General features: G+C 70.6%; 25 protein-coding genes. 14 read left to right on the top strand and 11 right to left on the bottom strand.

The window, feature by feature from the left end:
• Window positions 1-107 precede the first annotated feature (107 nt).
• Window positions 108-2,144 (bottom strand): SufS family cysteine desulfurase, encoded by a 2,037-nt coding sequence (locus ACIBCT_RS02315; protein WP_399185610.1) that lies wholly within the window; start codon window positions 2,142-2,144, stop codon window positions 108-110.
• Between the two features lie 185 nt (window positions 2,145-2,329).
• On the opposite strand from ACIBCT_RS02315, the gene ACIBCT_RS02310 reads away from it, so the two are divergent.
• Both ACIBCT_RS02310 and ACIBCT_RS02305 read left to right on the top strand, forming a co-directional pair.
• Window positions 2,330-3,460, top strand: a complete 1,131-nt coding sequence (locus tag ACIBCT_RS02310) for a helix-turn-helix domain-containing protein (RefSeq protein WP_399185609.1) — start codon at window positions 2,330-2,332, stop codon at window positions 3,458-3,460.
• A 253-nt stretch (window positions 3,461-3,713) separates the two neighbouring features.
• Window positions 3,714-4,106, top strand: coding sequence for a DUF4440 domain-containing protein (locus tag ACIBCT_RS02305; RefSeq protein ID WP_399185608.1), 393 nt, complete (start codon window positions 3,714-3,716; stop codon window positions 4,104-4,106).
• Between the two features lie 347 nt (window positions 4,107-4,453).
• Here ACIBCT_RS02305 and ACIBCT_RS02300 read toward each other — a convergent pair whose 3' ends face one another.
• The 3 genes from ACIBCT_RS02300 to ACIBCT_RS02290 all read right to left on the bottom strand — a co-directional run bounded on the left by ACIBCT_RS02300 (window position 4,454) and on the right by ACIBCT_RS02290 (window position 6,369).
• Window positions 4,454-4,789 carry a hypothetical protein gene (locus ACIBCT_RS02300; protein ID WP_399185607.1) on the bottom strand — a complete coding sequence of 112 codons (336 nt, stop codon included), beginning with the start codon at window positions 4,787-4,789 and terminating at the stop codon, window positions 4,454-4,456.
• Window positions 4,790-5,258: 469 nt separating this feature from the next.
• Entirely contained in the window at window positions 5,259-5,516 is a 258-nt protein-coding gene (locus ACIBCT_RS02295) for a helix-turn-helix domain-containing protein (RefSeq protein ID WP_399186087.1), read from the bottom strand.
• A gap of 313 nt (window positions 5,517-5,829) precedes the next feature.
• Window positions 5,830-6,369 (bottom strand): helix-turn-helix transcriptional regulator, encoded by a 540-nt coding sequence (locus tag ACIBCT_RS02290; RefSeq protein WP_399185606.1) that lies wholly within the window; start codon window positions 6,367-6,369, stop codon window positions 5,830-5,832.
• Window positions 6,370-6,565: 196 nt separating this feature from the next.
• Between ACIBCT_RS02290 and ACIBCT_RS02285 the strand changes: the two genes are divergently transcribed.
• Together ACIBCT_RS02285 and ACIBCT_RS02280 are read left to right on the top strand one after the other, a co-directional pair.
• On the top strand, window positions 6,566-7,705 hold the full coding sequence (locus ACIBCT_RS02285) for a serine hydrolase domain-containing protein (RefSeq protein WP_399185605.1): 1,140 nt from the start codon (window positions 6,566-6,568) through the stop codon (window positions 7,703-7,705).
• A gap of 166 nt (window positions 7,706-7,871) precedes the next feature.
• Entirely contained in the window at window positions 7,872-8,027 is a 156-nt protein-coding gene (locus ACIBCT_RS02280) for a nucleotidyltransferase domain-containing protein (RefSeq protein ID WP_399185604.1), read from the top strand.
• A 454-nt stretch (window positions 8,028-8,481) separates the two neighbouring features.
• On the opposite strand, the gene ACIBCT_RS02275 is transcribed toward ACIBCT_RS02280, so the two are convergent.
• Window positions 8,482-9,036 (bottom strand): YciI family protein, encoded by a 555-nt coding sequence (locus ACIBCT_RS02275; protein ID WP_399185603.1) that lies wholly within the window; start codon window positions 9,034-9,036, stop codon window positions 8,482-8,484.
• A gap of 189 nt (window positions 9,037-9,225) precedes the next feature.
• On the opposite strand from ACIBCT_RS02275, the gene ACIBCT_RS02270 reads away from it, so the two are divergent.
• Window positions 9,226-9,933 carry a DUF998 domain-containing protein gene (locus tag ACIBCT_RS02270; RefSeq protein WP_399185602.1) on the top strand — a complete coding sequence of 236 codons (708 nt, stop codon included), beginning with the start codon at window positions 9,226-9,228 and terminating at the stop codon, window positions 9,931-9,933.
• A 54-nt stretch (window positions 9,934-9,987) separates the two neighbouring features.
• On the opposite strand, the gene ACIBCT_RS02265 is transcribed toward ACIBCT_RS02270, so the two are convergent.
• A complete protein-coding gene (locus ACIBCT_RS02265) occupies window positions 9,988-11,133 on the bottom strand; it encodes a MalY/PatB family protein (protein WP_399185601.1) in 1,146 nt (381 codons plus the stop codon).
• Window positions 11,134-11,251: 118 nt separating this feature from the next.
• Here ACIBCT_RS02265 and ACIBCT_RS02260 point away from each other — a divergent pair, with 118 nt between their 5' ends.
• The 4 genes from ACIBCT_RS02260 (at window position 11,252) to ACIBCT_RS02245 (ending at window position 13,515) form a co-directional block, all read left to right on the top strand.
• Entirely contained in the window at window positions 11,252-11,998 is a 747-nt protein-coding gene (locus ACIBCT_RS02260) for an AraC family transcriptional regulator (RefSeq protein ID WP_399185600.1), read from the top strand.
• Between the two features lie 223 nt (window positions 11,999-12,221).
• Window positions 12,222-12,674: an SRPBCC family protein gene (locus tag ACIBCT_RS02255; protein WP_399185599.1), complete on the top strand. Its 453-nt coding sequence runs from the start codon at window positions 12,222-12,224 to the stop codon at window positions 12,672-12,674.
• A complete protein-coding gene (locus ACIBCT_RS02250) occupies window positions 12,671-13,024 on the top strand; it encodes an ArsR/SmtB family transcription factor (protein ID WP_399185598.1) in 354 nt (117 codons plus the stop codon). The genes ACIBCT_RS02255 and ACIBCT_RS02250 overlap by 4 nt, the downstream gene beginning before the upstream one ends.
• A 47-nt stretch (window positions 13,025-13,071) precedes the next feature.
• Window positions 13,072-13,515 carry an SRPBCC domain-containing protein gene (locus ACIBCT_RS02245; RefSeq protein WP_399185597.1) on the top strand — a complete coding sequence of 148 codons (444 nt, stop codon included), beginning with the start codon at window positions 13,072-13,074 and terminating at the stop codon, window positions 13,513-13,515.
• Between the two features lie 190 nt (window positions 13,516-13,705).
• Here the strand turns inward: ACIBCT_RS02245 and ACIBCT_RS02240 are convergent, their stop codons facing one another.
• Complete coding sequence (locus tag ACIBCT_RS02240) at window positions 13,706-14,155, bottom strand: hypothetical protein (protein WP_399185596.1); 450 nt, start codon at window positions 14,153-14,155, stop codon at window positions 13,706-13,708.
• Window positions 14,152-14,631: a hypothetical protein gene (locus ACIBCT_RS02235; RefSeq protein ID WP_399185595.1), complete on the bottom strand. Its 480-nt coding sequence runs from the start codon at window positions 14,629-14,631 to the stop codon at window positions 14,152-14,154. The genes ACIBCT_RS02240 and ACIBCT_RS02235 overlap by 4 nt, the downstream gene beginning before the upstream one ends.
• A 39-nt stretch (window positions 14,632-14,670) precedes the next feature.
• Between ACIBCT_RS02235 and ACIBCT_RS02230 the strand changes: the two genes are divergently transcribed.
• The 4 genes from ACIBCT_RS02230 to ACIBCT_RS02215 all read left to right on the top strand — a co-directional run bounded on the left by ACIBCT_RS02230 (window position 14,671) and on the right by ACIBCT_RS02215 (window position 17,761).
• Window positions 14,671-15,627, top strand: coding sequence for a helix-turn-helix transcriptional regulator (locus ACIBCT_RS02230; RefSeq protein WP_399185594.1), 957 nt, complete (start codon window positions 14,671-14,673; stop codon window positions 15,625-15,627).
• A gap of 57 nt (window positions 15,628-15,684) precedes the next feature.
• The gene (locus ACIBCT_RS02225) at window positions 15,685-16,566 is read left to right on the top strand and encodes an aminoglycoside phosphotransferase family protein (protein WP_399185593.1); all 882 of its coding nucleotides are present in this window, start codon (window positions 15,685-15,687) and stop codon (window positions 16,564-16,566) included.
• Window positions 16,567-16,723: 157 nt separating this feature from the next.
• On the top strand, window positions 16,724-17,113 hold the full coding sequence (locus ACIBCT_RS02220; RefSeq protein WP_399185592.1) for an ArsR/SmtB family transcription factor: 390 nt from the start codon (window positions 16,724-16,726) through the stop codon (window positions 17,111-17,113).
• 9 nt (window positions 17,114-17,122) lie between these two features.
• Window positions 17,123-17,761, top strand: a complete 639-nt coding sequence (locus ACIBCT_RS02215) for an SRPBCC family protein (protein WP_399185591.1) — start codon at window positions 17,123-17,125, stop codon at window positions 17,759-17,761.
• Between the two features lie 225 nt (window positions 17,762-17,986).
• On the opposite strand, the gene ACIBCT_RS02210 is transcribed toward ACIBCT_RS02215, so the two are convergent.
• The 3 genes from ACIBCT_RS02210 to ACIBCT_RS02200 form a co-directional block, all read right to left on the bottom strand.
• A complete protein-coding gene (locus tag ACIBCT_RS02210; protein ID WP_399185590.1) occupies window positions 17,987-18,613 on the bottom strand; it encodes a phospholipase in 627 nt (208 codons plus the stop codon).
• A 389-nt stretch (window positions 18,614-19,002) separates the two neighbouring features.
• A complete protein-coding gene (locus ACIBCT_RS02205; protein ID WP_399185589.1) occupies window positions 19,003-19,674 on the bottom strand; it encodes a hypothetical protein in 672 nt (223 codons plus the stop codon).
• A 72-nt stretch (window positions 19,675-19,746) separates the two neighbouring features.
• The gene (locus ACIBCT_RS02200; protein ID WP_399185588.1) at window positions 19,747-20,154 is read right to left on the bottom strand and encodes a hypothetical protein; all 408 of its coding nucleotides are present in this window, start codon (window positions 20,152-20,154) and stop codon (window positions 19,747-19,749) included.
• A gap of 437 nt (window positions 20,155-20,591) precedes the next feature.
• Here ACIBCT_RS02200 and ACIBCT_RS02195 point away from each other — a divergent pair, with 437 nt between their 5' ends.
• Entirely contained in the window at window positions 20,592-21,152 is a 561-nt protein-coding gene (locus ACIBCT_RS02195) for a flavoprotein (protein ID WP_399185587.1), read from the top strand.
• Window positions 21,153-21,339: the final 187 nt, after the last annotated feature.

Genomic DNA, 21,339 nt, shown 5'->3' with positions numbered 1-21,339 from the left:
CTTACCAACGATCGCTCGGTCGATATCGGCGGTCCGCGCCTCACCCTGTGCGTGCGGAGAAAAGGCCACCTCCCGACGGAAGGTGGCCCTCTGGGAAAGAGCGACGATCAGGTCCGAGCGGTCACCAGGGTCACCGCGGTCTCCGAGTGGACGCCGGTCTCGTCCGTGCAGTGCGCCAGGTTCGCGCGTACGGCGGCCGTGAGGTCGGCGCGACGCGAACCGATGTACGGACCGACCGCGGAGAAGTCGAACAGGCAGCAGATCGCGTCGGGCCCGCCGGGAACGGTGACCGGCAGCGTCCACTCGTGGAGTTCGACGTCGACGAAACCGGCCTCCTTCGCCAGGGTGGCGACCTCGATCCCGGGCAGGGACCACGGTTCCTCGAAGAGGTCCGCCCTGTCGGGGCCGAGGACGGTGGCGACGGCGTCGTACAGGGCACGGAAGAGCGGGTTGCGGTGCAGCGGCTGCCAGGTGGCGATGGCGATCCGCGCGCCGGGACGGGCGGCCCGGCGCATCTCGGCCAGCGCCGCGCCGCGGTCGGGAACGAACTGCAGGACCTGCTGCATGGTGATCAGGTCGAACGCCTCGTCGGAGACGTGCAGCGGGGTGGCGCCGCATTCCACGTACTGGATGGGGGCGCCGTCGACGGTGGGTGGTTCGGCGGCGAGGGCGAGCATGGCGGGGTTGAGGTCGGTGCCGACCACGGCACCGGTGGGGCCGACCGCCCTGGCCAGCACCCGCGCGACGGTGCCGGGGCCGGTGCCGACGTCGAGCGCCTTGGTGCCGGGGGCCGGCGCAAGCGCCTCGACCAGGTGCTCCGCCCACGGCTGGAAGATCGACGGGAGCAGGATGTCCTTGTACGGCCGTACCTGGCCGACGTCGAAGGAGGTGTCCGCGGTCACGGCTGTCCGGGACCTGGTGGCCGTCTCCAGGGTCTCGGCGAGGATGTCGACCTCGTCGGGAGAGTTGTACAGGTAGAACGAGGCGCGGATCGCGGCGGGGACGCCGAACCGGCTGCACGCGAGCTGCGCGCAGTGGTTGCCGGAACGAACGGCGATGCCCGCCTCGTCCAGGCTCGTACGCATGCGCTGCAGCGGGACGCCGTCCACCACGAACGACAGCAGCGGCAGCCGGTTCGCGGTGCCGGTCGGGCCGATGAAGCGGATGCCGGGCACGTCGCCGAGCCGGTCCAGGGCGTACTCGATCAGGGCCTGGTCGTGGGCGGCGATCGCGTCCATGCCGATCCCGCTCAGGAAGTCGCAGGCGGCGCCGAGGCCGACGGCCTGCGCGACCGGGGGTGTGCCGGCCTCGAACTTGAGCGGGGGCGCGGCGTAGTGCATGGAGTCCACCGTGACGTTCTCGATCATCTCGCCGCCGCCGAGAAAGGGCGGGAGCGCTTCCAGGAGTTCGTACCTGCCCCACAGGGCGCCGATCCCGGTGGGTCCGCACATCTTGTGGCCGGAGAACGTGACGAAGTCGGCTCCCAGCGCGGTGACGTCGATGCCGAGGTGCGGGACCGACTGGGCCGCGTCGACGACCATCAGGGCGCCGACCTCGTGCGCGCGGGCGGCGATCGTCGCGACCGGGTTCACCGTGCCCAGGATGTTCGAGGCGTGCACGACCGTGACGACCTTGGTCCGCTCGGTGATCTTCTCGCTCAGGTCGGAGAGGTCCAGGCGGCCGTCGTCGGTGATGCCGAGGTATCTGACCTTCGCCCCCACCCGCTCGGCCAGCAGCCGCCAGGGGATCAGGTTGGAGTGGTGCTCCATCTCGGTCAGGACGATCTCGTCGCCGGGGCCGATGCGGAGCGGCCCGTCCGCCCAGATGAAGGAGTTGGCCAGCAGGTTGACGGCCTCGGTCGCGTTCTTGGTGAACACGATCTCCTCGGCTCGCGGTGCCCGCACGAACGTGGCGATCGTGCTTCGCGCTCCTTCGTACAGCTCGGTCGCCTGTACGGCCAGCCGGTACACGCCCCGGTGCACATTCGCATTGGTGCGGATGTAGTAGTGGTTCAACGCGTCCAGGACAACGGCGGGCTTCTGTGTGGTGGCGGCGCTGTCGAGGTACACGGGTGGGCGGGAACCGTCAGGGGCGGTTTCGAAGAACGGGAATTCCTTCCGAATCGACTCGACGTCGATCGCCATCGTGGTCTCCTCCTGCCGAATGGTGTAGCGGCAGTGTCGGCGGAGCCCGACCGGCTGAATCCAACTGGAGTTGCATCATGGTGAACCCTCCAGAATAACCCACATTCCAGGGGGGTATGAATGGCAAGAAGTTGCCGTCGTTTCCTGCCACCGAGGGTCTCGAATTCCTCACCTAATGTGGCGGCATGGCCGGCGATTTCTTGGTTGACGGCGCGCGGATCATGGCCAGGCGCCGCTCGCGTGGCCTTACCCGGAGAATTCTGGCCGACCTGGTCGGCTGCAGCGAGGAATGGCTCCGCCTGGTCGAGAACGGGGTGAGACCCCTGGACCGGCTGTCGACCATCATGCGGATCGCCGAAGTGCTCCGCGTCGAGGATCTCTCCGAGCTCGTCAGCGGCCGGGCGAAACTCCCGCACGCCTGTGACCACGGCGAATTCGACGAGGTCGGGAACGCGCTGCTGCTGCCCGGCCGGTTCACCGGCGAGGCGCCCGAGAGCGTGCCGCGGGTGCAGCGCCACGTGATGACGGCCTGGGAGGTCTGGCAGCGCTCGCCCCACCGCTACACCGAGACGCGCCGCCGCCTGCCGTCGCTGCTGTCGATGGCCGACCTGTCGGCCAGGGCCGCCACCGGCACGGACCGGGAGGCCGGTACGGCCATCCTCACCCAGACGTACCGGCTGTTCGCGGCGCTGCTGCGAAGCTGCGGCCAGCACGCGCTGGCCCTGGTCGCCGCCGATCGCGCGGTGGCCTCCTCGGCGGGCTCGGCCATCACCAAGGCCGAGGTGGCGGGCGTGCTCGTCTCGCTCGGCCGGTACGCCGACGCGCGCTGGCTGTGCCTGGCGGTGATCGACGACCGGCCCGAGTCGCCGGAGGTCACCGGGCTCTGCTACCTGACGGCCGCGCTCGCCGCCGCCGAGGAGAGCGACGTGCTGCGAACCGAGGAGCTGCTGAACCACGCCCGCAAGATCGGCGCCCGGCTGGGCCCGGAGTTCGCACTGGAGGTGGACCTGCACCGGGTGGCGGTCGCGGTCCGGACGGGCCGGTACGCGCAGGCGATCCGCCTCGCGGCGGGCGTCGACGCCGACCGCCTCCCCGACAAGGACCATCAGGCGCGGCACCTGCTGGCCGTGGCCACCGCGCACGCGATGGACGGCGATTCGGGCGCGGCCATGGCCCTGCTGTGGCGGATCGTCGAGGGCTGCCCGGAGGAGCTGCGGTTCAACGCGGACGCCGGACCGGTGCTGGCCCGGCTGCGGGCGATGGACTGCGAGTCGACCCGGGGGGAGCTGCGGGAGATGACCCGAATCACCGCTTGACTCGTCAACGTCGGGGCACGGAGGACGCGGTACGGGTGACCGGGTTCCGGCTCGGGCTGCCGGGGGTCATCGAGGTGCACACGCATCTCTCGCTCCCGGACTCCGCGGATGCCTTCCCGTCCGCGAACCGACCGCAGGCCGGGCGTGGCCGGAGTATGGGCGTGAGGGACTCATCCCTCCAGGAGCATCGGACCCGATCGGGATGCTCGGCCGAGCCCGGCCGTGTTAGGTCTTGAGGATGGAACCCGACCTTATGACCGATGAGCGGCTGCGCGATGTCCTCGATGAGCTCGTCCGGCGGGAACCGCTCTTCCATCGGCCCGAGTTCGGAACGACAAGGGCGGATTTCGAGGCTTTGACTGCGCCGGATTTCTGGGAGACGGGGGCGTCAGGAAGACGTTACAGCCGTGCGTACGTGCTCGACGCCCTGGAGGAACGCCACAAGGATCCGCCGGCCGAGGAGTGGAAGACGTCCGATTTCCATTGTCGGGAGCTGGCCGCCGACGTCTACCTGCTGACGTACACCTTGGTCCTCAACGGGCGGGTCACACGACGAGCCACGATCTGGCAGCACGGTTCTCGTGGATGGACGGTTCTCTATCATCAGGGAACCGTCGTTCAAGAACCCGATGTCAACGACACATGAGACTTTCTCCCCCGGCAGCTCTCGGGTGAATTCGAGTAATCGTCGCCGCGGGGCCGGGTTTCACCCGTCGTCGACGACCACGGGACTCGACGGCTTGGATGGATTTCACCCATGCCGGGCTTCGTCGGCAGGTATCGCGAGTTCGCCTTGATGAAGAAGTAACGGCTTCCTCTTCGTTTCCTCGAACCTTCAGCCGGCGCTCCGCTGTCATGACACACCCCCTGTTCCCGGTCAGGGCACAGGGGGCGTGTCTTCGGCCGGCCGGAACGGATGTTCCGTCCTCGCCTTCCGCCTTGTCGGCCACGCCGTCCGTTCGTCGATCCGGACGGCGATCACGTGGCTCCGGCTCAGTTGAAGGGATTGTCGTAGATGCCGCTGCTCTTGGTACGCGTCATGTGCTGATATCCGTTGCTGCTGCTGAACCAGCCCGCGGTCACGTCGAAGCTGAGGTTGTAGACGGCGCTGCCGGCGTTGACGTCGGCGCTGTACAGGGCCACCAGCTGGCACCCGGCAGCCGAGGTGTTACCGGTCCAGACCGGGGAGCCCGCGGGCGAGCCGTTGACCTTGATGGAGAAGTACGGCTGGGGATAGGAACCGCTCTGCCAGCAGAGATTCAGCGAGTAGCGGTACCTCGTGTTGGAATCGTCGAACGCGACGGTCCCTTCCAGTCGGGCCAGCTGCATTCCGGATCCGTCGTTGGCGGTCACCTGAACATAGACCTGCTGATCCGGGCCGTACGCGGCATGGGCGGGTGTGACGGGCAGGAGGATCGCGGCCAATGCCGTGATGGCGAGTGCGATCGGCGTCGTCAGGCGACGTCCCCGCGAGCGTTCGGTCAATTCACACCTCATCATTCAAAAGTGCTGGACCACCCGGAGGTTATAGAACAGATCTTGGACCGTCCAGCATGGCGATTTGAGGCCCGGCCTCAAGGACACCTCACGTATCATTGGTCACGCGACTCTGTCGCGAACAGTAAATACACGGAGACGCGATCTACGAAACTTCAGATTGGCCGCTGAAAGTTTCACTCTCATCGACCTCGACGGCCTGAATGGTCCCGGCGAGGAGGGGGCAGGGCCTTGATCATGTGCCAGAGGCGTGCCGGAACAGGCAGGAAACAACGGCCACTCACGGGAATTCGCGGTCAGATCAGCTCGCCTCACGCAACGGCTGGAACCGGACACTGAGCCGCATCTCCAACGCCTCCGCAAGTCTTTCCACCATCGGGATCGTCGGCATCGTCCCGCCCGCCTCGAACCGCGCCACCGCGGGCTGCTTCAACCCGGCGCGCTCGGCCAGTTCGGCCTGGGTCAGCCCGAGCTGTTCGCGGCGCAGCCGTACCGCCTCACCAAGCTCGAAACGGATCCGCGCCGCCTCATATGCGGCTCCTGCGCCGGGACGGCTCATGATCTCTTCCCGCTTGCTCACTCGCGTGCCAGATCCTTTGATCTTGACCGCGGCGAAAAGGAAGATCATCTGCACTGTCGAGCGAGAGGAGGTTCACGTCCTGAGCGAACCCCGGCGGCAACCCACGGCGTTCCGGTTGGCCATGACCGTGTTCAGCGGCGCTGCACGCGGTCACCGGGCCGTCAGCGTCTCTTCGCCTTCCGCACCACCGGCAACCCCGTGCCGAAGTCGAGCACGAGGCGGTGGTGACCGTGGTAGGCCAGGTGGCCGAGGTGGCGAGCGTCCGACGATCCGGGACCGCGTCCGTGCGGTGTCAGTGCTCCGGCGTCTCGTACCGGTCGATGTGGGCACGGAACCAGTCGAGCGCGAAGCGGTGTGAGGCGATGCCGTAGTCGAGCGTCGCGCGCTGGTGGGTGGCGAGGTCGCGGTGCTCCTCGGGCATGTCCGGGATGCCGAGGTGCTCGTCGAGGGTCGAGAGCGTGGCGAGGTCGGCCTCGATGCGCGCCGTGACGCGACGGAGCGCCGGTACGCGTTCGGCCGGCTCCAGCAGGCCGAGGAAGTAGAGCCTGGACAGCGCCGCGGTCTCCAGATCGGGCCCGGTCAGGTCCCCTGTCATCCACGCGTGGAACTCCCGGCGACCGGCGTCGGTCAGGCGGTACACCTTCCGTCCCCGGCCTCCGGCCTCGACGCTGGCGACCTCGATGAGCCCTCGCGTGAGCAGGGTGTCCAGTGCGCGTTTGATGCTGCCGGAGCTGGCGCTGTAGAAGAGCGCGATGCCGGCCTCGAATCCCTTGATGAGGTCGTAGAAGGTCTGCGGGGCGATCAGGAGCAGACCGAGGATCACGTGGGCCACCGGTCGAGTCTATTGACTCTCATAGACATGTCTATTAGACATGTTATCATCCCCGAGAGGTGATGCTCATGGTCACGGCGGTCGTCACGGCGGTCGTCGCGGCGGTCGTCACGGATGACGGCCGGCCCCGCCCCGGCCGGTGGAGGACATGGCGCCGAGGGGGCACCTTGGGAAAACACAGACAGGGGACGTTCACGTGACATCGCCGCTCGCCACGACCCTCGCCCACGACAATCGCGTTCCCGACGACGTCGACGCGAGGTTGACGCGCCTGCTGGAGAGCCTCGTGGCGCAACGCGGCGTGCACCACGCCAACGTCGCCGTCACAAGCGGTGACGGGGAACGGCGCTGGTCCGCCGCCTCCGGGCCTGCCGGTGCCGACGGTCGTCCACTGCGTCCCGACACCCCGTTCTTCATCGCGAGCGTCACCAAGCGTTTCATCGTCACGCTGGTGCTGCAGGCGCACGAGCGCTGCGAACTCGAACTGGCAGCGCCGATCGGCGACTATCTGCCTGCGGAGACGATCGACGGGCTTCATGTCCTCGGGGGGATCGACCTGACGTCCGCGATCACGGTGCGCCACCTCGCGAGTCACACGTCCGGACTGCCGGACCACTTCGAGAGGCGCGGTGGAGGCCCCAGCCTGTACGAGCGCCTCGTCGCCGGTCAGGACGTGGCCTGGACCTTCGAGGACACGATGCGGGCCACGCGCGAGCAGCGCCCGCACTTCGAGCCGCAGGACCTCACGGCCGCCCGGCAGAAGGCACGCTACTCCGACACCGGCTTCCAGCTGCTCATCCGCATCGTCGAGACGGTGACCGGGCGGCCGTTCGCCGAGCTGCTGACCGAAAGGATCCTCGGTCCGCTCGGCCTCATGCACACCTGGCTCCCGGGCCATCGCCCGCCGGACCCTGCGACCGCGACGCCCTCACCGCTTCATGCGAAACAGCGTCGCGTGGAGCTGACCTCGATGATCGAGTCCTCCAACGACCTGTTCAGCACCACCGGCGATCTTCTCGCCTTCCAGCGAGCGCTGCTCGACGGCGACCTCTTCGATGACGCCTGTTCACTGGAACTGCTCACCGAGCGGCGCAACCGGCTGCGCAACATCCCCATCCTCCGGTACGGACTGGGCACCATGTTCTTCCGGGTCGGCCGGCTCATGTCGTCGGGGCGCCGCCCCGTCACGCTCGTCGGCCACTCGGGAGTCACCGGGACCTGGCTCTTCCACTGTCCGGAGCTCGACCTGCACCTGGCCGGCACCGTCGACCAGACCAGGGGGCAGGCCGTCCCCTTCCGGTTCATGGCGCGCTGCCTGGACGCCTGGAGAAGGTGAGGGGAAAAGCCCCTTCCCCTGGCGTCCCGGGCACGCGGGGCGACCGGTCCGAGGTACCGGACCGGCCGGCCGCACCCGGATCGGGATGCCGTCGGCGGTGCGCACGACCCGGCCGGCGCCGTTGACCGATCGACGCGGCCCGGGCCGGGGCCGGCAGGGTGTTCCCATGTTCTTCGTCACGGGCGTGATCGACGGCGTCCCGGTGCCCTGCCTGTCGGTCGCCCAGCAGGTTCACTTCCATCAGGGGTACGAGCCGACCGACCGGGACCGTCACGACATGGCCCGGCTTCGCGACGTGTTCGGGGTCGCGACGCACTTCTGATCTCCCGACCGGTGTGCGCGATCGCCGTACGGCCGGCGCTCCGGACCTCCCGCCCACGACCGGCACCGTTGTCGTGGGTGTTTCCGCTCGACACGGTGGCGCACACGCTCGTCACGGGTCAGGCGACGGCGGTCATCGCCTTTTCCGAGTACGACCGGAAAAGCCACTGCTGTCCCGGCAGCGTCCATTGGTGATGAAGGCGCAGTCGTCGGTCTCGTCGTCGCACAGCCATTGATCGTCTGTGTGCAGTGCGACGACTCGGCGGAAGTGTCATTGATTCGTCGGGCTCGACGACGGCCTCGTCGCTCGTTGAATCTGAGGGGACATTTCCATGTGACCAACGAGGAGTGCCCGCTTCGGGTTCCGGAATGACGAACGAACCGGACGCCGTCCATACTCGTCTCGCCCTCATCGTGTGCCCCTCAGAAGGGAGACGCGGGCACTCCCTCTCGGGTCACGCGGTGGCGCTCGGCGGTCTGCCGCCGAAGCGCCAGAAATGTACCTCCGTGCGGTCGTCTCCGGCCGGGAGCATCGCCGCGGCGGCCTGCGGGTCCGGCGCCTCCACCATGGCCGCCCGGCCGAGTCGCGCCTCGCCGTCGAGATCGAGCAGCTCGCCGTACAGGATCGTGTGTTTCGACGTGAGCGGCGCGGGGGCGGAGTCGCCCGTGGTGATCACCAGGAACCGGCCGTGGCCGTCGACGGCCTCGGTGAAGTCCCACATGGTGCTGCCCTGGAGGGTGCGGAAACGGCAGAGCAGCACCGACTCGAAGACACCGGCGCGGTGGTACGGCTCCTCGTAGGCGAACCTGCGGGCGGCCTCGGCGTCCGGGAGGTCGACGATGTGCAGGCTGCCCGTGGACTCGGCGTCGTCGCCGTCACCGCTCAGCGTGGGTCCGCGGGCGATCAGGAGCCTCCCGTACCCGTCCATGAAGGACCAGTGGTCGTCGTTCAGGCTCATCTTGAGGTCGAAGGCGCCGGGGCGGTCGCGGCCGTACACGAAGTACTCCATGGCCGGTCAGGCTAGATGATCGCGGCGCCGGGGGATGACCGGTGGGAGGGGAAGGCCGGTGGTCGCCATGACGACCATCGGATTCGTCGGCATCGCCGTCGTCCCGTTTCCCCGGCCGGATGTCGAGAATCACGACGTGGCTTCTACCACCTTCCGAGGACGCCGTCCGGCTCCAGGAAGAAGTGCATCGTGACCCTCACACCTCCCTCGCCCCCGCAGGACGACCGGCGCACGGCCGCGCCCGCGGAGCGGTCGTTCCCGGCCCGCGCCGCCGGCGTCTCGTCGATCGCGGGCATCGCGTTCCTGCTCCTGCTGGCCCTGCTCCACCTCATCCGGCCCGACGTCTCGACGAGCTGGCAGACGACCAGCGAGTACGCGCTCGGCGACCTCGGGTGGCTCATGACGGTGGCGTTCCTGCTGTCCGCGACCGGCTACGGGGCCCTGGCGATCGCGCTCCTCGCCCGGCCCCGGCGGCTCCCCGCCCGGATCGGCGCGGTCGTCCTGGCGGTCGTGGCCGCCGGTACGGTCGTCGGCGGCGTCTTCGTCACCGATCCCCTCGGCACCCCGCAGGATCGGCTGTCCACCACCGGCACGCTGCACGGGCTCGGTGCCGGCCTCGCGCTGATGTTCCTTCCGGTCGCGGCGCTGCTGATCGCCTTCGGGCTCGCCCGCGACGGCTCGTTCTCCACCGTCAGGCGCGCGCTGTGGTGGAGCGCGGCGCTGCCTTTCGCGGCGCTGGTCATGTTCATGGTCGCCCAGGCCGTCCTGCTCGGGGCCGGTGACGGTGGCTTCGGCCCCGACGTCCCGATCGGATGGCCGGAACGCATCCTCGTCCTCGCGTACGCCGCGTGGCAGATCATCGTGGCGCGGATCGTCTCGCGCCGGACCGGGTGGTGAGACGGGACGCCTCCGCAGGCACGCGGCCGGCGTGCCCGTGATCCCACGGCCCCCTCAGCGGATCGCGGCGATGCGGGCGACGGCCTCGGTGAGGGTCCGCGGGGAGCAGCCGAAGTTCAGCCTGGCGAACCCGGCGCCCGCGGAGCCGTAGCGGTGCCCGGCGTTCAGGGCGACCCGGGCGGCGTCGAGGATGTGCGCGGCGGGGTCGTCTCCCCAGCCGAGGGCGCGCAGGTCGATCCAGGCCAGGAAGCCCGCCTCCGGTGGTCCGTAGCGGGCCTCGGGGAGCGACTCCGCCAGCAGCTCGCCCAGCAGCCTCCGGTTGTGGTCGAGGATGGCGAGGGTTCCGGCGAGCCATGGGTCACCGTCGTTGAACGCGGCCACCGTGGCGATCACCCCGAGGTGGCCGGTGCGGTAGAGGGAGTGCGCGGGCAGGCGGTCGACGTATCTCCTGGGTGCCGGGTCCGCGGTGACGACGACGGCCGCCTTGAGCCCGGCCAGGTTCCAGCCCTTGCTCGCGGACAGGAACGAGAACCCCCGGCGCCTGGCCGCGTCCGACACCTCCAGAAAGGGGACGAACTCGGCCCCGGGGAGGACGAGGGGGGCGTGGATCTCGTCGGACAGCACGTGGACGCCGTACCTGTCGGCCAGCCCGGCGAGCGCGACCAGGTCCTCGCGTGGATGGACGAGCCCGACGGGGTTGTGCGGGTTGCACAGCAGGTACGCCGTGGCGCGGTCGGCGAAGGCGCGTTCCAGGGCCTCCAGGTCGAGCCGCCGTCCCCGCGGCCCTTCGGCCAGCGGTGCCTCGACGACCTGGGCTCCGACCTCGCGCACCCACCAGGCGAACGGCTCGTACACCGGCGGGCTGATCACCACGCGGTCCCCGGGGCCGGCGACGCGGCGCAGGACCTCGACGATGCCGATCCCGACGTCGGCGACGGTGCGCACGCCGTCGGTGTCGATCTTCCAGTCCCAGGTACGCCGGGCGTAGCCGCTGACCGCGTCCGCGAGGTCGCGGGTCGGTGCCGCGTAGCCGGTGTCCGACCGGTCGACCGCCTCGTGCAGGGCCCTGGCGATCGGCTCGGCCACCGGGAGGTCCATCTCCGCCACCGGCAGGGGCAGGACGTCGTTGGGGAAGGTCCGCCATTTCGCGCTGCGGCGCTTGCGCAGCTCCGCCAGGGAGGGGATCGCGAGATCGTCCATGATGAGGGCTCCTGAAGGCCGTGCGGAAAGGGGTGTGCCGGGGACGGGCTCTCCGGGATCCGTCCCCTCGATGATCGGTTCCGCGTACGGCGTCCCGCTTCCGATAAAATGACAATTGATGTCGGAAATCCGCCACACCCCGGCCGCGATGACGGGCCTGCGTCCCCTGCCCGCCGGTGCCGGGATCGACGCGCACCGCCACGACGAGAACCAGATCGTCTACGCCGGTCGCGGCGTGCTGTCCGTCATCACCGACGCGGGGAGCTGGATCGCCCCCGCCACCCGGGCCATCTGGATCCCCGCCGGGGCCGTCCACGAGCATCGCGCCTACGGTGACACCGTCCTGCACCTGGTGGGACTGCCGGTGGAGGACAACCCGCTGCGCCTGGACCGGCCCGCGGTCATCGGCGTCGACCCGCTGCTGCGCGAGCTGATCATCGCCTACACCGGGCAGCCCGGCGGCCCGGCCGCCGAGCGACTCCGCCTGCGGGCCGTCCTGCTCGACCGGCTCCGCCGTTCCACGCAGCAGCCCGTCCACGTGCCCGCCGCCAGGGATCCGCGGCTGGCCGCGGTGTGCGCCGTCCTGCGCGACGATCCGGCCGACGACCGGACCCTGGCACGGCTCGGCGCCGAGGCCGGCGTCAGCGACCGTACGCTGAGCCGGCTCTTCAGGGCCGAGTTCGGGATGAGCTTCCCGCAGTGGCGCACCCAGGTGCGCCTGCACCATGCCCTGCGGCTGCTGGCCGAGGACGTCCCGGTCACGGTCGTCGCGTCCCGGTGCGGCTGGGCCTCCAGCAGCGCCTTCATCGACGTCTTCCGCCGCGCCTTCGGCCACACCCCCGGCACCCACCGCGCGCACCGCTGAAGGAGGGCGGCCTCGGACGTCGAGCAGGTCCGCAGGCCGTGTCGCGTACGGCCTCCGGTCCAGCCCCTCGTCCCTCGCCGATCACGATCTGCGGCTCCCCTCCCGGGCGGGGGCGGGGCTCGGACGGACCGCTCCCCCATCACGCAACCGATGGTTGCGCGATGAGGCGCCGGCGCGTTACAGTGAAGTGCAACCAAACGTTGCGCATAGAGAGGTGAAGAGCATGGAGTACGGCAGCATCGAACGCGAGATCCACGTCGACGCCTCGCCCGAGGTGGTCTTCGAGGTCGTCAGCCGTCCCGAGCACATCTCGCAGTGGTGGACCGACGACGCCCACTTCGAGACGAAGCCCGGAGCCGTCGGCGAGTTCGTCTGGGGCGACAGGGGCGACGTCGCCCCGATGACCGTGGTGGAGGCCGAGCCGCCCCGGCTGTTCTCGTTCCGCTGGGGCTACCCCGGCGGCGAAGTCGACGACACCGTCCCCTCGCTGCTGGTCGTCTTCGAGCTCACCCCGTCGGGCACGGGCACCACGATCAAGCTCACCGAGTCCGGGTTCCGGGAGATGGGCTGGGAGGCCGCCAAGCTGGAGGAGCAGTACGGCCAGCACGTCACCGGCTGGGACACCTTCGTCCCCCGGCTCGGGGAGTACGTCACGCGGCTGGCGGCGGCCTCGTGACCGCCGCCGTCGACGACGACCTGTGGTCCGCGGTCGGTGATCCGACCCGTCGGCGGATGCTCGACCTGCTCCTGGCGGACGGTGACGGCACCGCCACCAGCCTCAGCGAGCGGCTGCCCGTGACACGGCAGGCCATCGCGAAACATCTCGGCGTCCTCGACCGCGTCGGCCTGGTGCACGCCACGTCCGCCGGCCGGGAGAGGAGATACCGGGTGGACGAGGCGCAACTCGCCCGCGCGGTCGCGCAGCTGTCGTCGGTGGGGGCGTCATGGGACGCCAGGCTCCGGCACATCAAGCGGATCGCCGAGGCCGTCCAGCGCGCGAAGGACCAGCGCGACGCGCGGCAGTGAGATCCATGAAGATCATTCGAGAAACAACACGGGGAAGAGGAACAACGATGGTGGACATCCTGCACAGGGTCGCGATCAAGTCGTCTCCGGCCGAGGTCTACGCGGCCCTGACGACCGTCGAGGGGCTCGCCGGCTGGTGGACGACCGACACCCAGGGGAAGGGGAGCGACGTCGGCGGCGTGCTCCGCTTCCGGTTCCCGAACGGCGGGTTCGACATGAAGACCCTCGATCTCGACCCGGACAAGCACGTGCTCTGGGAAGTGGTCGAGGGGCCCGAGGAGTGGATCGGCACGCACGTGGACTGGAACCTCTCCCAGGCCGACGACCACACCGTCATTCTCTTCAAGCACATGGGCTGGAAGGAGCCGGTGGAGTTCATGCACCACTGCAGCACCAAGTGGGCGACCTTCCTGATGAGCCTGAAGTCGCTGGTCGAGAACGGCCAGGGTGCTCCGGCCCCCGACGACATCAAGGTCGACAACTGGAACTGACGTCCCGCTCGGCCCGGCGGGGGATCCCGGGTCGGCCGTAGCGTCACGGGGGCCACGACGGCACCTCCACCGGTGGCATCGCCGCCGGTGGAGGTGCCGTCGTGTCGTGGCCCGCGACCATCGGTGCCGGCGCGTGGCCGGCCGGCGCCGGGACGGCCGTCGCACCCCCGCGCGGCCTGCAGGCAACGGGTCAGCGGCGGGTCAGCTCCATGATCCAGTTGGTCACCCAGGTCACTCCCCCGTCCAGCGAGAACGCCTGCTCCCAGCGGGCGGACCGCTCGGTGACGTCCGACCAGACGAAGCGCGCCCGCACCTGTCTCCCGGCGTGGGTGTCGTCCCCGTGGAACTCGCCCCGGCCGTCGGTGAAGCGGCCGACGACCGGCGGGAACAGCGTGCCGGTGCGGCTGTTGGACCAGTACAGCGACCACTGCTCGCGCTCGACGTCGTACAGCCGCAGGGTGAGCCCGGTGAAGCCCTTGGTCGGGAACGTGATCTCGTCGAAGCTCGCCCCGCCCTCGAAGTGCCGGGAGGCGCGGCTGACGGCCGGGAACTCCTCCCACTCGCTCGTCTCGTCGAGGAAGTCCGTACGCCGCCGGTTGGCGACGTCCCAGGTGCCGGCGAGGAAGTCGAAGTCGTTCACGGGCGGTCTCCCGTGGTGCCCTCGGGGAGCGAGTCACCGACGTAGGCGTCCAGGTCGGGGGAGTCGGGCGCGAGCACGTGCCGTACCCAGGCGTCGCGTTCGTGCAGGACGGGCGGCAGCTCCCAGACGCAGCCGATCAGCGACCGCTCCAGCCGGACGAAGTTCGCCGGGTCGGTGTCCGGGCAGCCCAGCACGGGCTGGCCCGCCACCGCCCCGCCGAAGTGCAGGGCGTTGTCCCACACCCAGCTGTACGCGTTGATGTACGCCCCGCTGTCCCCGCCCCGGTGGAGGACGACGAAGGTGGCCGGTGGCGTGCCGTCCGGTTCGGGAAGCAGCTCCGGGAGCATCGCGTACGCCGCCTTCTCGACCGCCGGATCGATGCCGGAGGGGTCGGCGGTGACGTGGTAGCGCTTGACGCGGCGGCCCCCCACCTCGATCGGGGGCGGCACCCGCAGCAGTTTCTCGGTGAAAGCCATGGCTGGACCGTAGGGCCGGTTCACTGACATCTTGTGTCAGTGAAGTCCAGCCGGCTCCTGTCGATCCTGCTGCTGCTCCAGACCAGGGGCCGGATGACCGCCGCCCAGCTCGCCGGGGAGCTGGAGGTGTCGGTCCGGACGGTCTACCGCGACATCGAGTCGCTGCACGGCGCGGGCGTGCCCCTGTACGGGGACGCCGGCCACTCCGGCGGCTACCGGTTGCTGGCCGGCTACCGCACCCGCCTGACCGGCCTGAACACCGGCGAGGCCGAGGCGCTGTTCCTGTCCGGCATCCCGGGCCCCGCGGCCGACCTGGGGTTCGGCTCGGCGCTCGCGACCGCCCAGCTGAAGCTGCGCGCGGCACTCCCGCCCGAGCTGCGCGCGCAGGCCGACCGGATGCGCTCCCGCTTCCACCTCGACGCGCCCGGCTGGTACGCCGGGGACGACGACGTGCCGTACCTGCCGCAGGTCGCCGACGCGGTGTGGCGCGGCCGGGTGCTCGACGTCCGCTACCGCCGCTGGAAGGAGCCGACCGACGTCGACCGGCGCCTGGAGCCGTACGGGTTGGTGCTCAAGGCCGGTCGCTGGTACGTCGTGGCCGGGCCGGGGCCGCGGACGTACCGGGTCGACCAGATCCTCGGCCTCATCGTGCGGGACGAGGAGTTCGAGCCTCCCGGTGACTTCGACCTGGCCCGCCACTGGGAGGGGTACCAGGCCGGCTTCCACGCCCGCCTGTACCGGGACGAGGCGGTCGTCCGCCTCTCGCCCGGCGCCGCGTCCCGCCTCACCGGCGCTGCCGCCCGGGCCCTGGACGACACCGGGACCGCCGAGCCTGACGGCTGGATCCGCGCGCTGCTGCCCATCGAGTCGATCGACCACGCCCACGGGGTGTTCCTCGCCATGGGCGCGGACGTCGAGGTCCTCGGTCCCCCGGAGCTGCGTGCCCGCCTCGCCGAGACCTCCCGCGCCCTGGCGGCCCGCTACGCCTCCGGCTGACCGCGCCCGGATCATCTCGGTGGATGACGCCCGCCGGGTACGCGCAGAATGGGGTGCGTGATCGACATCAACGCCGGCCTCGTGCGCGCCCTGGTCTCCGAGCAGTTCCCCCGGTGGGCCCACCTGCCGGTCGAGCCCGTGCCCCGCCAGGGCTGGGACAACCGGACCTTCAGGCTCGGCGACCGGCTGTCCGTGCGCCTGCCGAGCGCCGAGGGGTACGTGGCGAGCGTCGAGAAGGAGGACCGCTGCCTTCCCGTGCTGGCCGGGCACCTGCCGTTGCCCGTACCGGCGCCGGTCGCGACCGGGCGCCCGGGGGCCGGCTATCCGTTCCCCTGGTCGGTACGGCACTGGATCCCCGGGGAGACCGTCGACGGAGCCGCGGACGTCGACCGGGCCGAGCTGGCGCGCGATCTCGGGGGCTTCCTGACCGCGCTCCGCCGGGCCCCGGCGGAGCGGGGACCGGCCGCGGGCCGTCACTCCTTCTTCCGGGGCTGCCATCCCAGCGCCTACGGCGACGAGGTCGAGGAGTCCCTCGCCAGGCTCGGGGACGGCGTCGACGCCGCCGCCTGCCGGGCCGTCTGGGCGAGCGCGCTGACCTCGGCCTGGCCGCTCCCGCCCGTGTGGTTCCACGGGGACGTCGCCGCGGGCAACCTGCTCGCCACCGGGGGGAGGCTCAGCGCGGTCATCGACTTCGGCACCTGTGGCGTCGGTGACCCCGCATGCGACCTCGTCATGGCGTGGACCCACTTCGCCGGGGACGAGCGGAAGATCTTCCGGGAGGCCGCCGGTCTTCCCGACGACGCCTGGCGGCGCGCACGCGGATGGGCACTGTGGAAGGCCCTCGTGACCATGGCCGGCCTGTCCGGTCCCGACAGCGACGGGGTCCAGGCGCGCACCCTCGTCCAGGTCCTGGAGGACCCGGTCGTGGACCGGCCCTGAGCCGCGGTGCGACGGCCGGGCCGGGACCGGTAGTGAGGGTCGGACGGGGAAGGGGCGCGTTCGATCGCGCGCCGGTCCGGGCGAGCGGGAGGAAGTCAGCAGGTCACCGCTATAACAGTATTGACTTATATAAGCGGAGACTGGCATAGTCGGACCCGTGAACGCCTTCGACGTTCTCGGTGATCCGGTCCGGCGCCGGATCCTGGAGTTGCTCGTCGACGGTGAGCAGACCTCCGGCCTGATCACCGCGACGATCCGCGAGGAGTTCGCGATCTCTCGATCGGCGGTGTCGCAGCATTTGCGCGTGCTGCGGGACAACGGATTCGCGACGGTCCGGTCGGAGGGCAACCGACGCCTGTACGCCCTGGACCCCGCACCGTTACGGGAGATCGACATGTGGCTGGAACGCTTCCGCCGGTTCTGGGGCCGGCACCTCGACGCGCTGGCCGTCGAGATCTCCCGCGGCAGGCGCGAACGCGGCTCCCCCACGGACCCGGACACGACGACCGGGGGCCCGGACACCACGCCCGGCACCCCGCACACCTAGGAGAAGGTCATGCTCGACATCATCGCCCAGATCAACGCCATCCACCGCGAGGTCGGCACCCGGCCCGGCGACGGCGGCGGGGACGGCGAGGACGTCGCCGTCCTGCTGCGACGCGACTACGACGCCTCTGCCGAGGAGGTCTGGGACGCCCTGACCGACCCCGACCGCATGAAGCGCTGGTTCCTGCCGGTCAGCGGTGACCTGCGCGCCGGCGGCGACTTCCAGCTGGAAGGCAACGCCGGCGGGAGGATCCTGCGCTGCGAGCCGCCCCGCCTGCTCAGGGTGACCTTCGGGGGCGAGAGCAGCCTGGTCGAGGTGCGCCTGATCCCGGCCGGAGAGGGCACCACCCTCGAACTCGAGCACACCGTTCCCCTGGCGATGGTGGGCAGCGGTGCGGGCGCGCTCTACGTCGGGCCCGGATGGGACAGCGCCCTTCTGGCACTGGACCTCTTCGTCGGCGGCGAGAACGGCCCCGACCCCCTCACGGTGGCGGACTCGCCGGAGGGCCGGGAGTTCTCCCTCCGGTCGGTGCGCGCGTGGACGGCCACGGTCGAGGCCTCGGGCACCGCGGGTGAGGCCGACACCGCCGCCGCGGTCGAGGCCGCGCTCGCGCAGTTCGCCCCGGAAGAGGGCTCCACGTCCTCCTGAACACGGGCGTTCCACGACCGGGGCCCGGATCGGGAGGTCGTCCCCGATCCGGGCCCGGTCGTTTCCGGTGTCCGTCAGGCGTCCGGTCCCGGTGGACCCCGATGGGTGGGGGCGATCCGGGCGGGCCTCGTCATGTCGCCGGCGGTCCTCCGCTCCCCGCTCGCGCGGGGAGCGGACGGGTCACTCACCGGCTGCCGGGCGGCCCGCTCCCGGGCCGCCTCGCACTCACTGCTGCGCGGCCTGCTCCTGAGCGGGCTGCTCCTGGGTGGCCTGCTGCTCCTGGGTCGCCTGCTCCTGAGCGGGCTGGTCCTGGGTGGCCTGCTGGTCCTGGGTGGCCTGCTCCTGCGCCGCCTGCTCCTGCGCGGCCTGGCGGACCCGCTCGATCTGCGCCTTGGTGACGTTGAGGGTGCCGAACTCCTTGACCGCCTGGTAGTAGGTCCAGGCGAGACCGTCACAGGTGGTCTTGGAGACGCCGGAGTATCCAGCGCAGACCTGCTTCATGTCGAAGTGGAAGGCGTTGTCGATGCGCGCCTTGTTCGCCGGGAACCGGCTCACCGCCTTGTAGTTGCGGTAACCGAAGTCGTGACGGCGGCACGGCATCCGGAAGTCGAAGCCGAGCGGCTGGTCAGGGCTGGTCGAGCACAGGTCGGTCGACCAGTCGAACCCGTAGCCCGCCCAGGCTCCCTGGTTCTGCCAGGCGGCACGCCAGCTCGAAGCGCTGGCCGCCGTGGGCTGGGAGAAGTTGGAGAGCGCGGCGAGCTTCTGCTCCAGCGTCACGGCGTGAGCGGGGAGCGCCAGTCCGAGGGATGCGGCGAGGAAGAGGGCGACGGTTGCCAGGGCGCGTTTGACCATGGTCTCTGCCTTTGTCCGGGGGGTGTGCCTCGTGGGCGGCAGAAATCTGCCACGGCCAACAATGCGGCGAAACGGCCGTGAACACCGAAGCAGATCTTCGTCAAGATCAACACCGGTGTTCGTTAACGGTCGCTCTTTACAAGGATGACAGCCTGTTGTAAGAACGCATCCCGAAGGGACGGGCGGCTCGACCGGGCCTCGGCGCGCGGTCGCCCATCGCGGACTCGACTTCCCGGAAAGTCCCCTTTCTCACCCGCGGGGGCCGGCTTTCCCGGACAGCCCGATCACTCGTGGAGACCGGCCGTCCCGGGACGTCGGCCCACCCGCGGGGACCGGCCGTCCCGGACAGCCCGATCATTCGTGGGGACCGGCCGTCGCGGGCCGCCCGCTCACTCGCGCGAGCGCGCGGCGGGGACCCGGCCGCCCTTCTCCCGCCGGGAGGCGCGGGCCCGCCAGAGCGGGTAGAGGAGCGCGGTGAGGACGCAGAACAGCGGCGTCGGGTTGCCGACCACGAACGTGGCGAGGACGTAGTCGAGAACGGGTGCCAGGAGCACGAAGCCGGGCACCCAGGCCGGCGGCGCGGGAGGTTTCACGGGCCTCGTTCCCCAGGGGGTCCGCTTCCACGGCTTGGCCACCGACACCCACGCCTGGAAGGCGATGGCCGAGACCATGAGCAGCGTCGCCCCGAGGAGGACGGGGTCGGCGTCGCGCGTACCGTGAGCGAGCGCCGTGAGCCTGGGGCCGAGCAGGAAGATGCCCGCGTAGAGCTGGGAGAGCGTGATGGCGAACTTGACCAGCACCCACCAGTACTGGAAGTAGCCCCACCGGGTCATGGCGGACAGCATCAGCCCGGTGAAGGCGGAGGCGTTGGCGAAGTGCAGCAGCACCTGGGTGTCGAGCAGTTCCGCCATCGCGTAACCGCTGTCGTCACCGGAGGACATCGCGTAACCGCTCAGCGCGAACAGGGCGAGGGCCTGGCTCATCCAGGCCACCGAGGTCACGACGTGCGACCACACGAGCAGATGGCGGGCGGTGGGGGTCACCGTCAGCACCCCTTCCATAGGCAGATGGACTACATGTAGCCAATCTACCTATGGTCGGTACGGGTGACACCGGGATGCCGGGTGGCCTGCCTATCCGGCCGCGCCTCCGCGCCGGGACGCCAGGAACGCGACCAGGCCGACGCCCAGGAGGAGGGCGGGCAGGAGCAGCAGGGAACCCACGACCCACAGGCCGCTGTCGTCCGACAGGGCGGCGTCGACCGACCAGGCCAGCCACGTCACGACGGCGACGGCGGCGGTGCCGAGCACGGGGTGACCGCGCCGGCCGGCGACGACGGCGAGAATCCCCAGGACGATCACCAGCCCCGCCACCTGCCAGGTCTGGTACGGGCCGCTGACAGTGCCGTCCGGCGCGACGTCCCGTTGCCGGTCCCATCCCAGCCAGGCCAGGTAGTTCACCGCGGACGCCACGGCCAGGATCACACCGGTCCGGACGCCTGTCGCACCGCGCCGGGTACGGGGGGCTTCGCCTTCTGTCACGATCTTCACGCTTCCTTCGGCGACGGCCGCCTCCGACGATGTGCACCGCCGGATCGCGACCACGGGGATTCGAGAGGGCGGTATCGTACGCCGGAAACGGCCGGAGATGGGTGATCGTCGTCAGACGGTGAGTGGCGAGCGGGCCGACGGCGCCTCCCGGCTCCCGCCCGCGGCCCGGACGGAGAAGCGTGCCGTACGGGAAGCGGCCCGACCGGAGAACCGGGCCGGACGGAGACCGGGACCGACCGGAGACCTGGCCGGACGGAGACCCGGGCCGGACGGGGACCGCTTCCGGGCCCGCGTACCGTGGACCTCGTCGACGGAGCGGAGGACGAGGGCGAGATGCGACACCGTGAACGCGCCGGGTGGACCGGAGCGGCCCGAGCCGGCGTCCACGACGAGGCACGCGAGCGCACCGCACCCCGCGGAGTCCCCGCGTGACCGGGTCCGGCCGGGTCCTCTACGTCATCGTGTGCGCCGCGGGTGCCGCCGGTGGCGTCGGCCGTCTCGTCACGCTCGCCCAGGACGACGGGTGGATCGTCCAGGTCGTCGCCACCCCGTCCGCCCTGGGCTTCGTCGACGTCCCCGCCCTGGAGAGGCAGACCGGCCGTCCCGTGCGCAGCCGGTACCGCACGCCGGACGAGCCCAAGCCGCCGCGGGCCGACGCGATCATCGTCGCGCCCGCGACCTACAACACCGTCAACAAGTTCGCCCAGGGGATCGCCGACACCTATGCCCTCGGCCTGCTGGCCGAGGCCCCGGGCCTGGGGATCCCGGTGGTCGTCCTGCCGTTCGTCAGCGCCGCCCTGGCCTCCCGTACGCCGTTCCGGGACAGCGTCGAGCGGCTCCGCGCCGAGGGCGTGCGCGTCCTGTCCGGCCCCGGGGAGTTCGAGCCCGGCGACGGTTCCGACGCGGATGTCGGCGGCGACCACCCGTGGCACCTCGCCGTGAGCTCCATGCGGGAGCTGACGTCGCGACCACCGGACGGGCCTGCGTGAACGCTTTGACGTGAGCGGCCCCAGCTTGAGCCGTCATGGCATGAGTCGCCCCGGCATGAACGGTCACGGCATGAGCGGTCACGGTGTGAACGGCCGCGGCGTGAACGGGCCGATCCCGGCCTGCGCACTTCCCGGAGCGAGCACTTCCCGGCGCGAGCGGAACGGTCCCCGCGGGAGAGCCCGGCCC

The organism is Streptosporangium sp. NPDC050855 (genome assembly GCF_044456585.1).
GTDB lineage: Bacteria > Actinomycetota > Actinomycetes > Streptosporangiales > Streptosporangiaceae > Streptosporangium > Streptosporangium longisporum.
This window is presented reverse-complemented; position numbering and strand designations above follow the sequence as displayed.

What these genes read in the sequence shown, in the direction of transcription:
- ACIBCT_RS02275 (WP_399185603.1), bottom strand. Translation starts at nt 9,036, where the DNA reads ATGGAGTACTTCGTGTACGGCCGCGACCGCCCCGGCGCCTTCGACCTC.
- ACIBCT_RS02280 (WP_399185604.1), top strand. Translation starts at nt 7,872, where the DNA reads ATGTTCTTCGTCACGGGCGTGATCGACGGCGTCCCGGTGCCCTGCCTG.
- ACIBCT_RS02260 (WP_399185600.1), top strand. Translation starts at nt 11,252, where the DNA reads ATGTCGGAAATCCGCCACACCCCGGCCGCGATGACGGGCCTGCGTCCC.
- ACIBCT_RS02245 (WP_399185597.1), top strand. Translation starts at nt 13,072, where the DNA reads ATGGTGGACATCCTGCACAGGGTCGCGATCAAGTCGTCTCCGGCCGAG.
- ACIBCT_RS02205 (WP_399185589.1), bottom strand. Translation starts at nt 19,674, where the DNA reads ATGGAAGGGGTGCTGACGGTGACCCCCACCGCCCGCCATCTGCTCGTG.
- ACIBCT_RS02235 (WP_399185595.1), bottom strand. Translation starts at nt 14,631, where the DNA reads ATGGCTTTCACCGAGAAACTGCTGCGGGTGCCGCCCCCGATCGAGGTG.
- ACIBCT_RS02295 (WP_399186087.1), bottom strand. Translation starts at nt 5,516, where the DNA reads ATGAGCCGTCCCGGCGCAGGAGCCGCATATGAGGCGGCGCGGATCCGT.
- ACIBCT_RS02255 (WP_399185599.1), top strand. Translation starts at nt 12,222, where the DNA reads ATGGAGTACGGCAGCATCGAACGCGAGATCCACGTCGACGCCTCGCCC.
- ACIBCT_RS02310 (WP_399185609.1), top strand. Translation starts at nt 2,330, where the DNA reads ATGGCCGGCGATTTCTTGGTTGACGGCGCGCGGATCATGGCCAGGCGC.
- ACIBCT_RS02305 (WP_399185608.1), top strand. Translation starts at nt 3,714, where the DNA reads ATGACCGATGAGCGGCTGCGCGATGTCCTCGATGAGCTCGTCCGGCGG.
- ACIBCT_RS02315 (WP_399185610.1), bottom strand. Translation starts at nt 2,144, where the DNA reads ATGGCGATCGACGTCGAGTCGATTCGGAAGGAATTCCCGTTCTTCGAA.
- ACIBCT_RS02265 (WP_399185601.1), bottom strand. Translation starts at nt 11,133, where the DNA reads ATGGACGATCTCGCGATCCCCTCCCTGGCGGAGCTGCGCAAGCGCCGC.
- ACIBCT_RS02210 (WP_399185590.1), bottom strand. Translation starts at nt 18,613, where the DNA reads ATGGTCAAACGCGCCCTGGCAACCGTCGCCCTCTTCCTCGCCGCATCC.
- ACIBCT_RS02300 (WP_399185607.1), bottom strand. Translation starts at nt 4,789, where the DNA reads ATGCAGCTGGCCCGACTGGAAGGGACCGTCGCGTTCGACGATTCCAAC.
- ACIBCT_RS02215 (WP_399185591.1), top strand. Translation starts at nt 17,123, where the DNA reads ATGCTCGACATCATCGCCCAGATCAACGCCATCCACCGCGAGGTCGGC.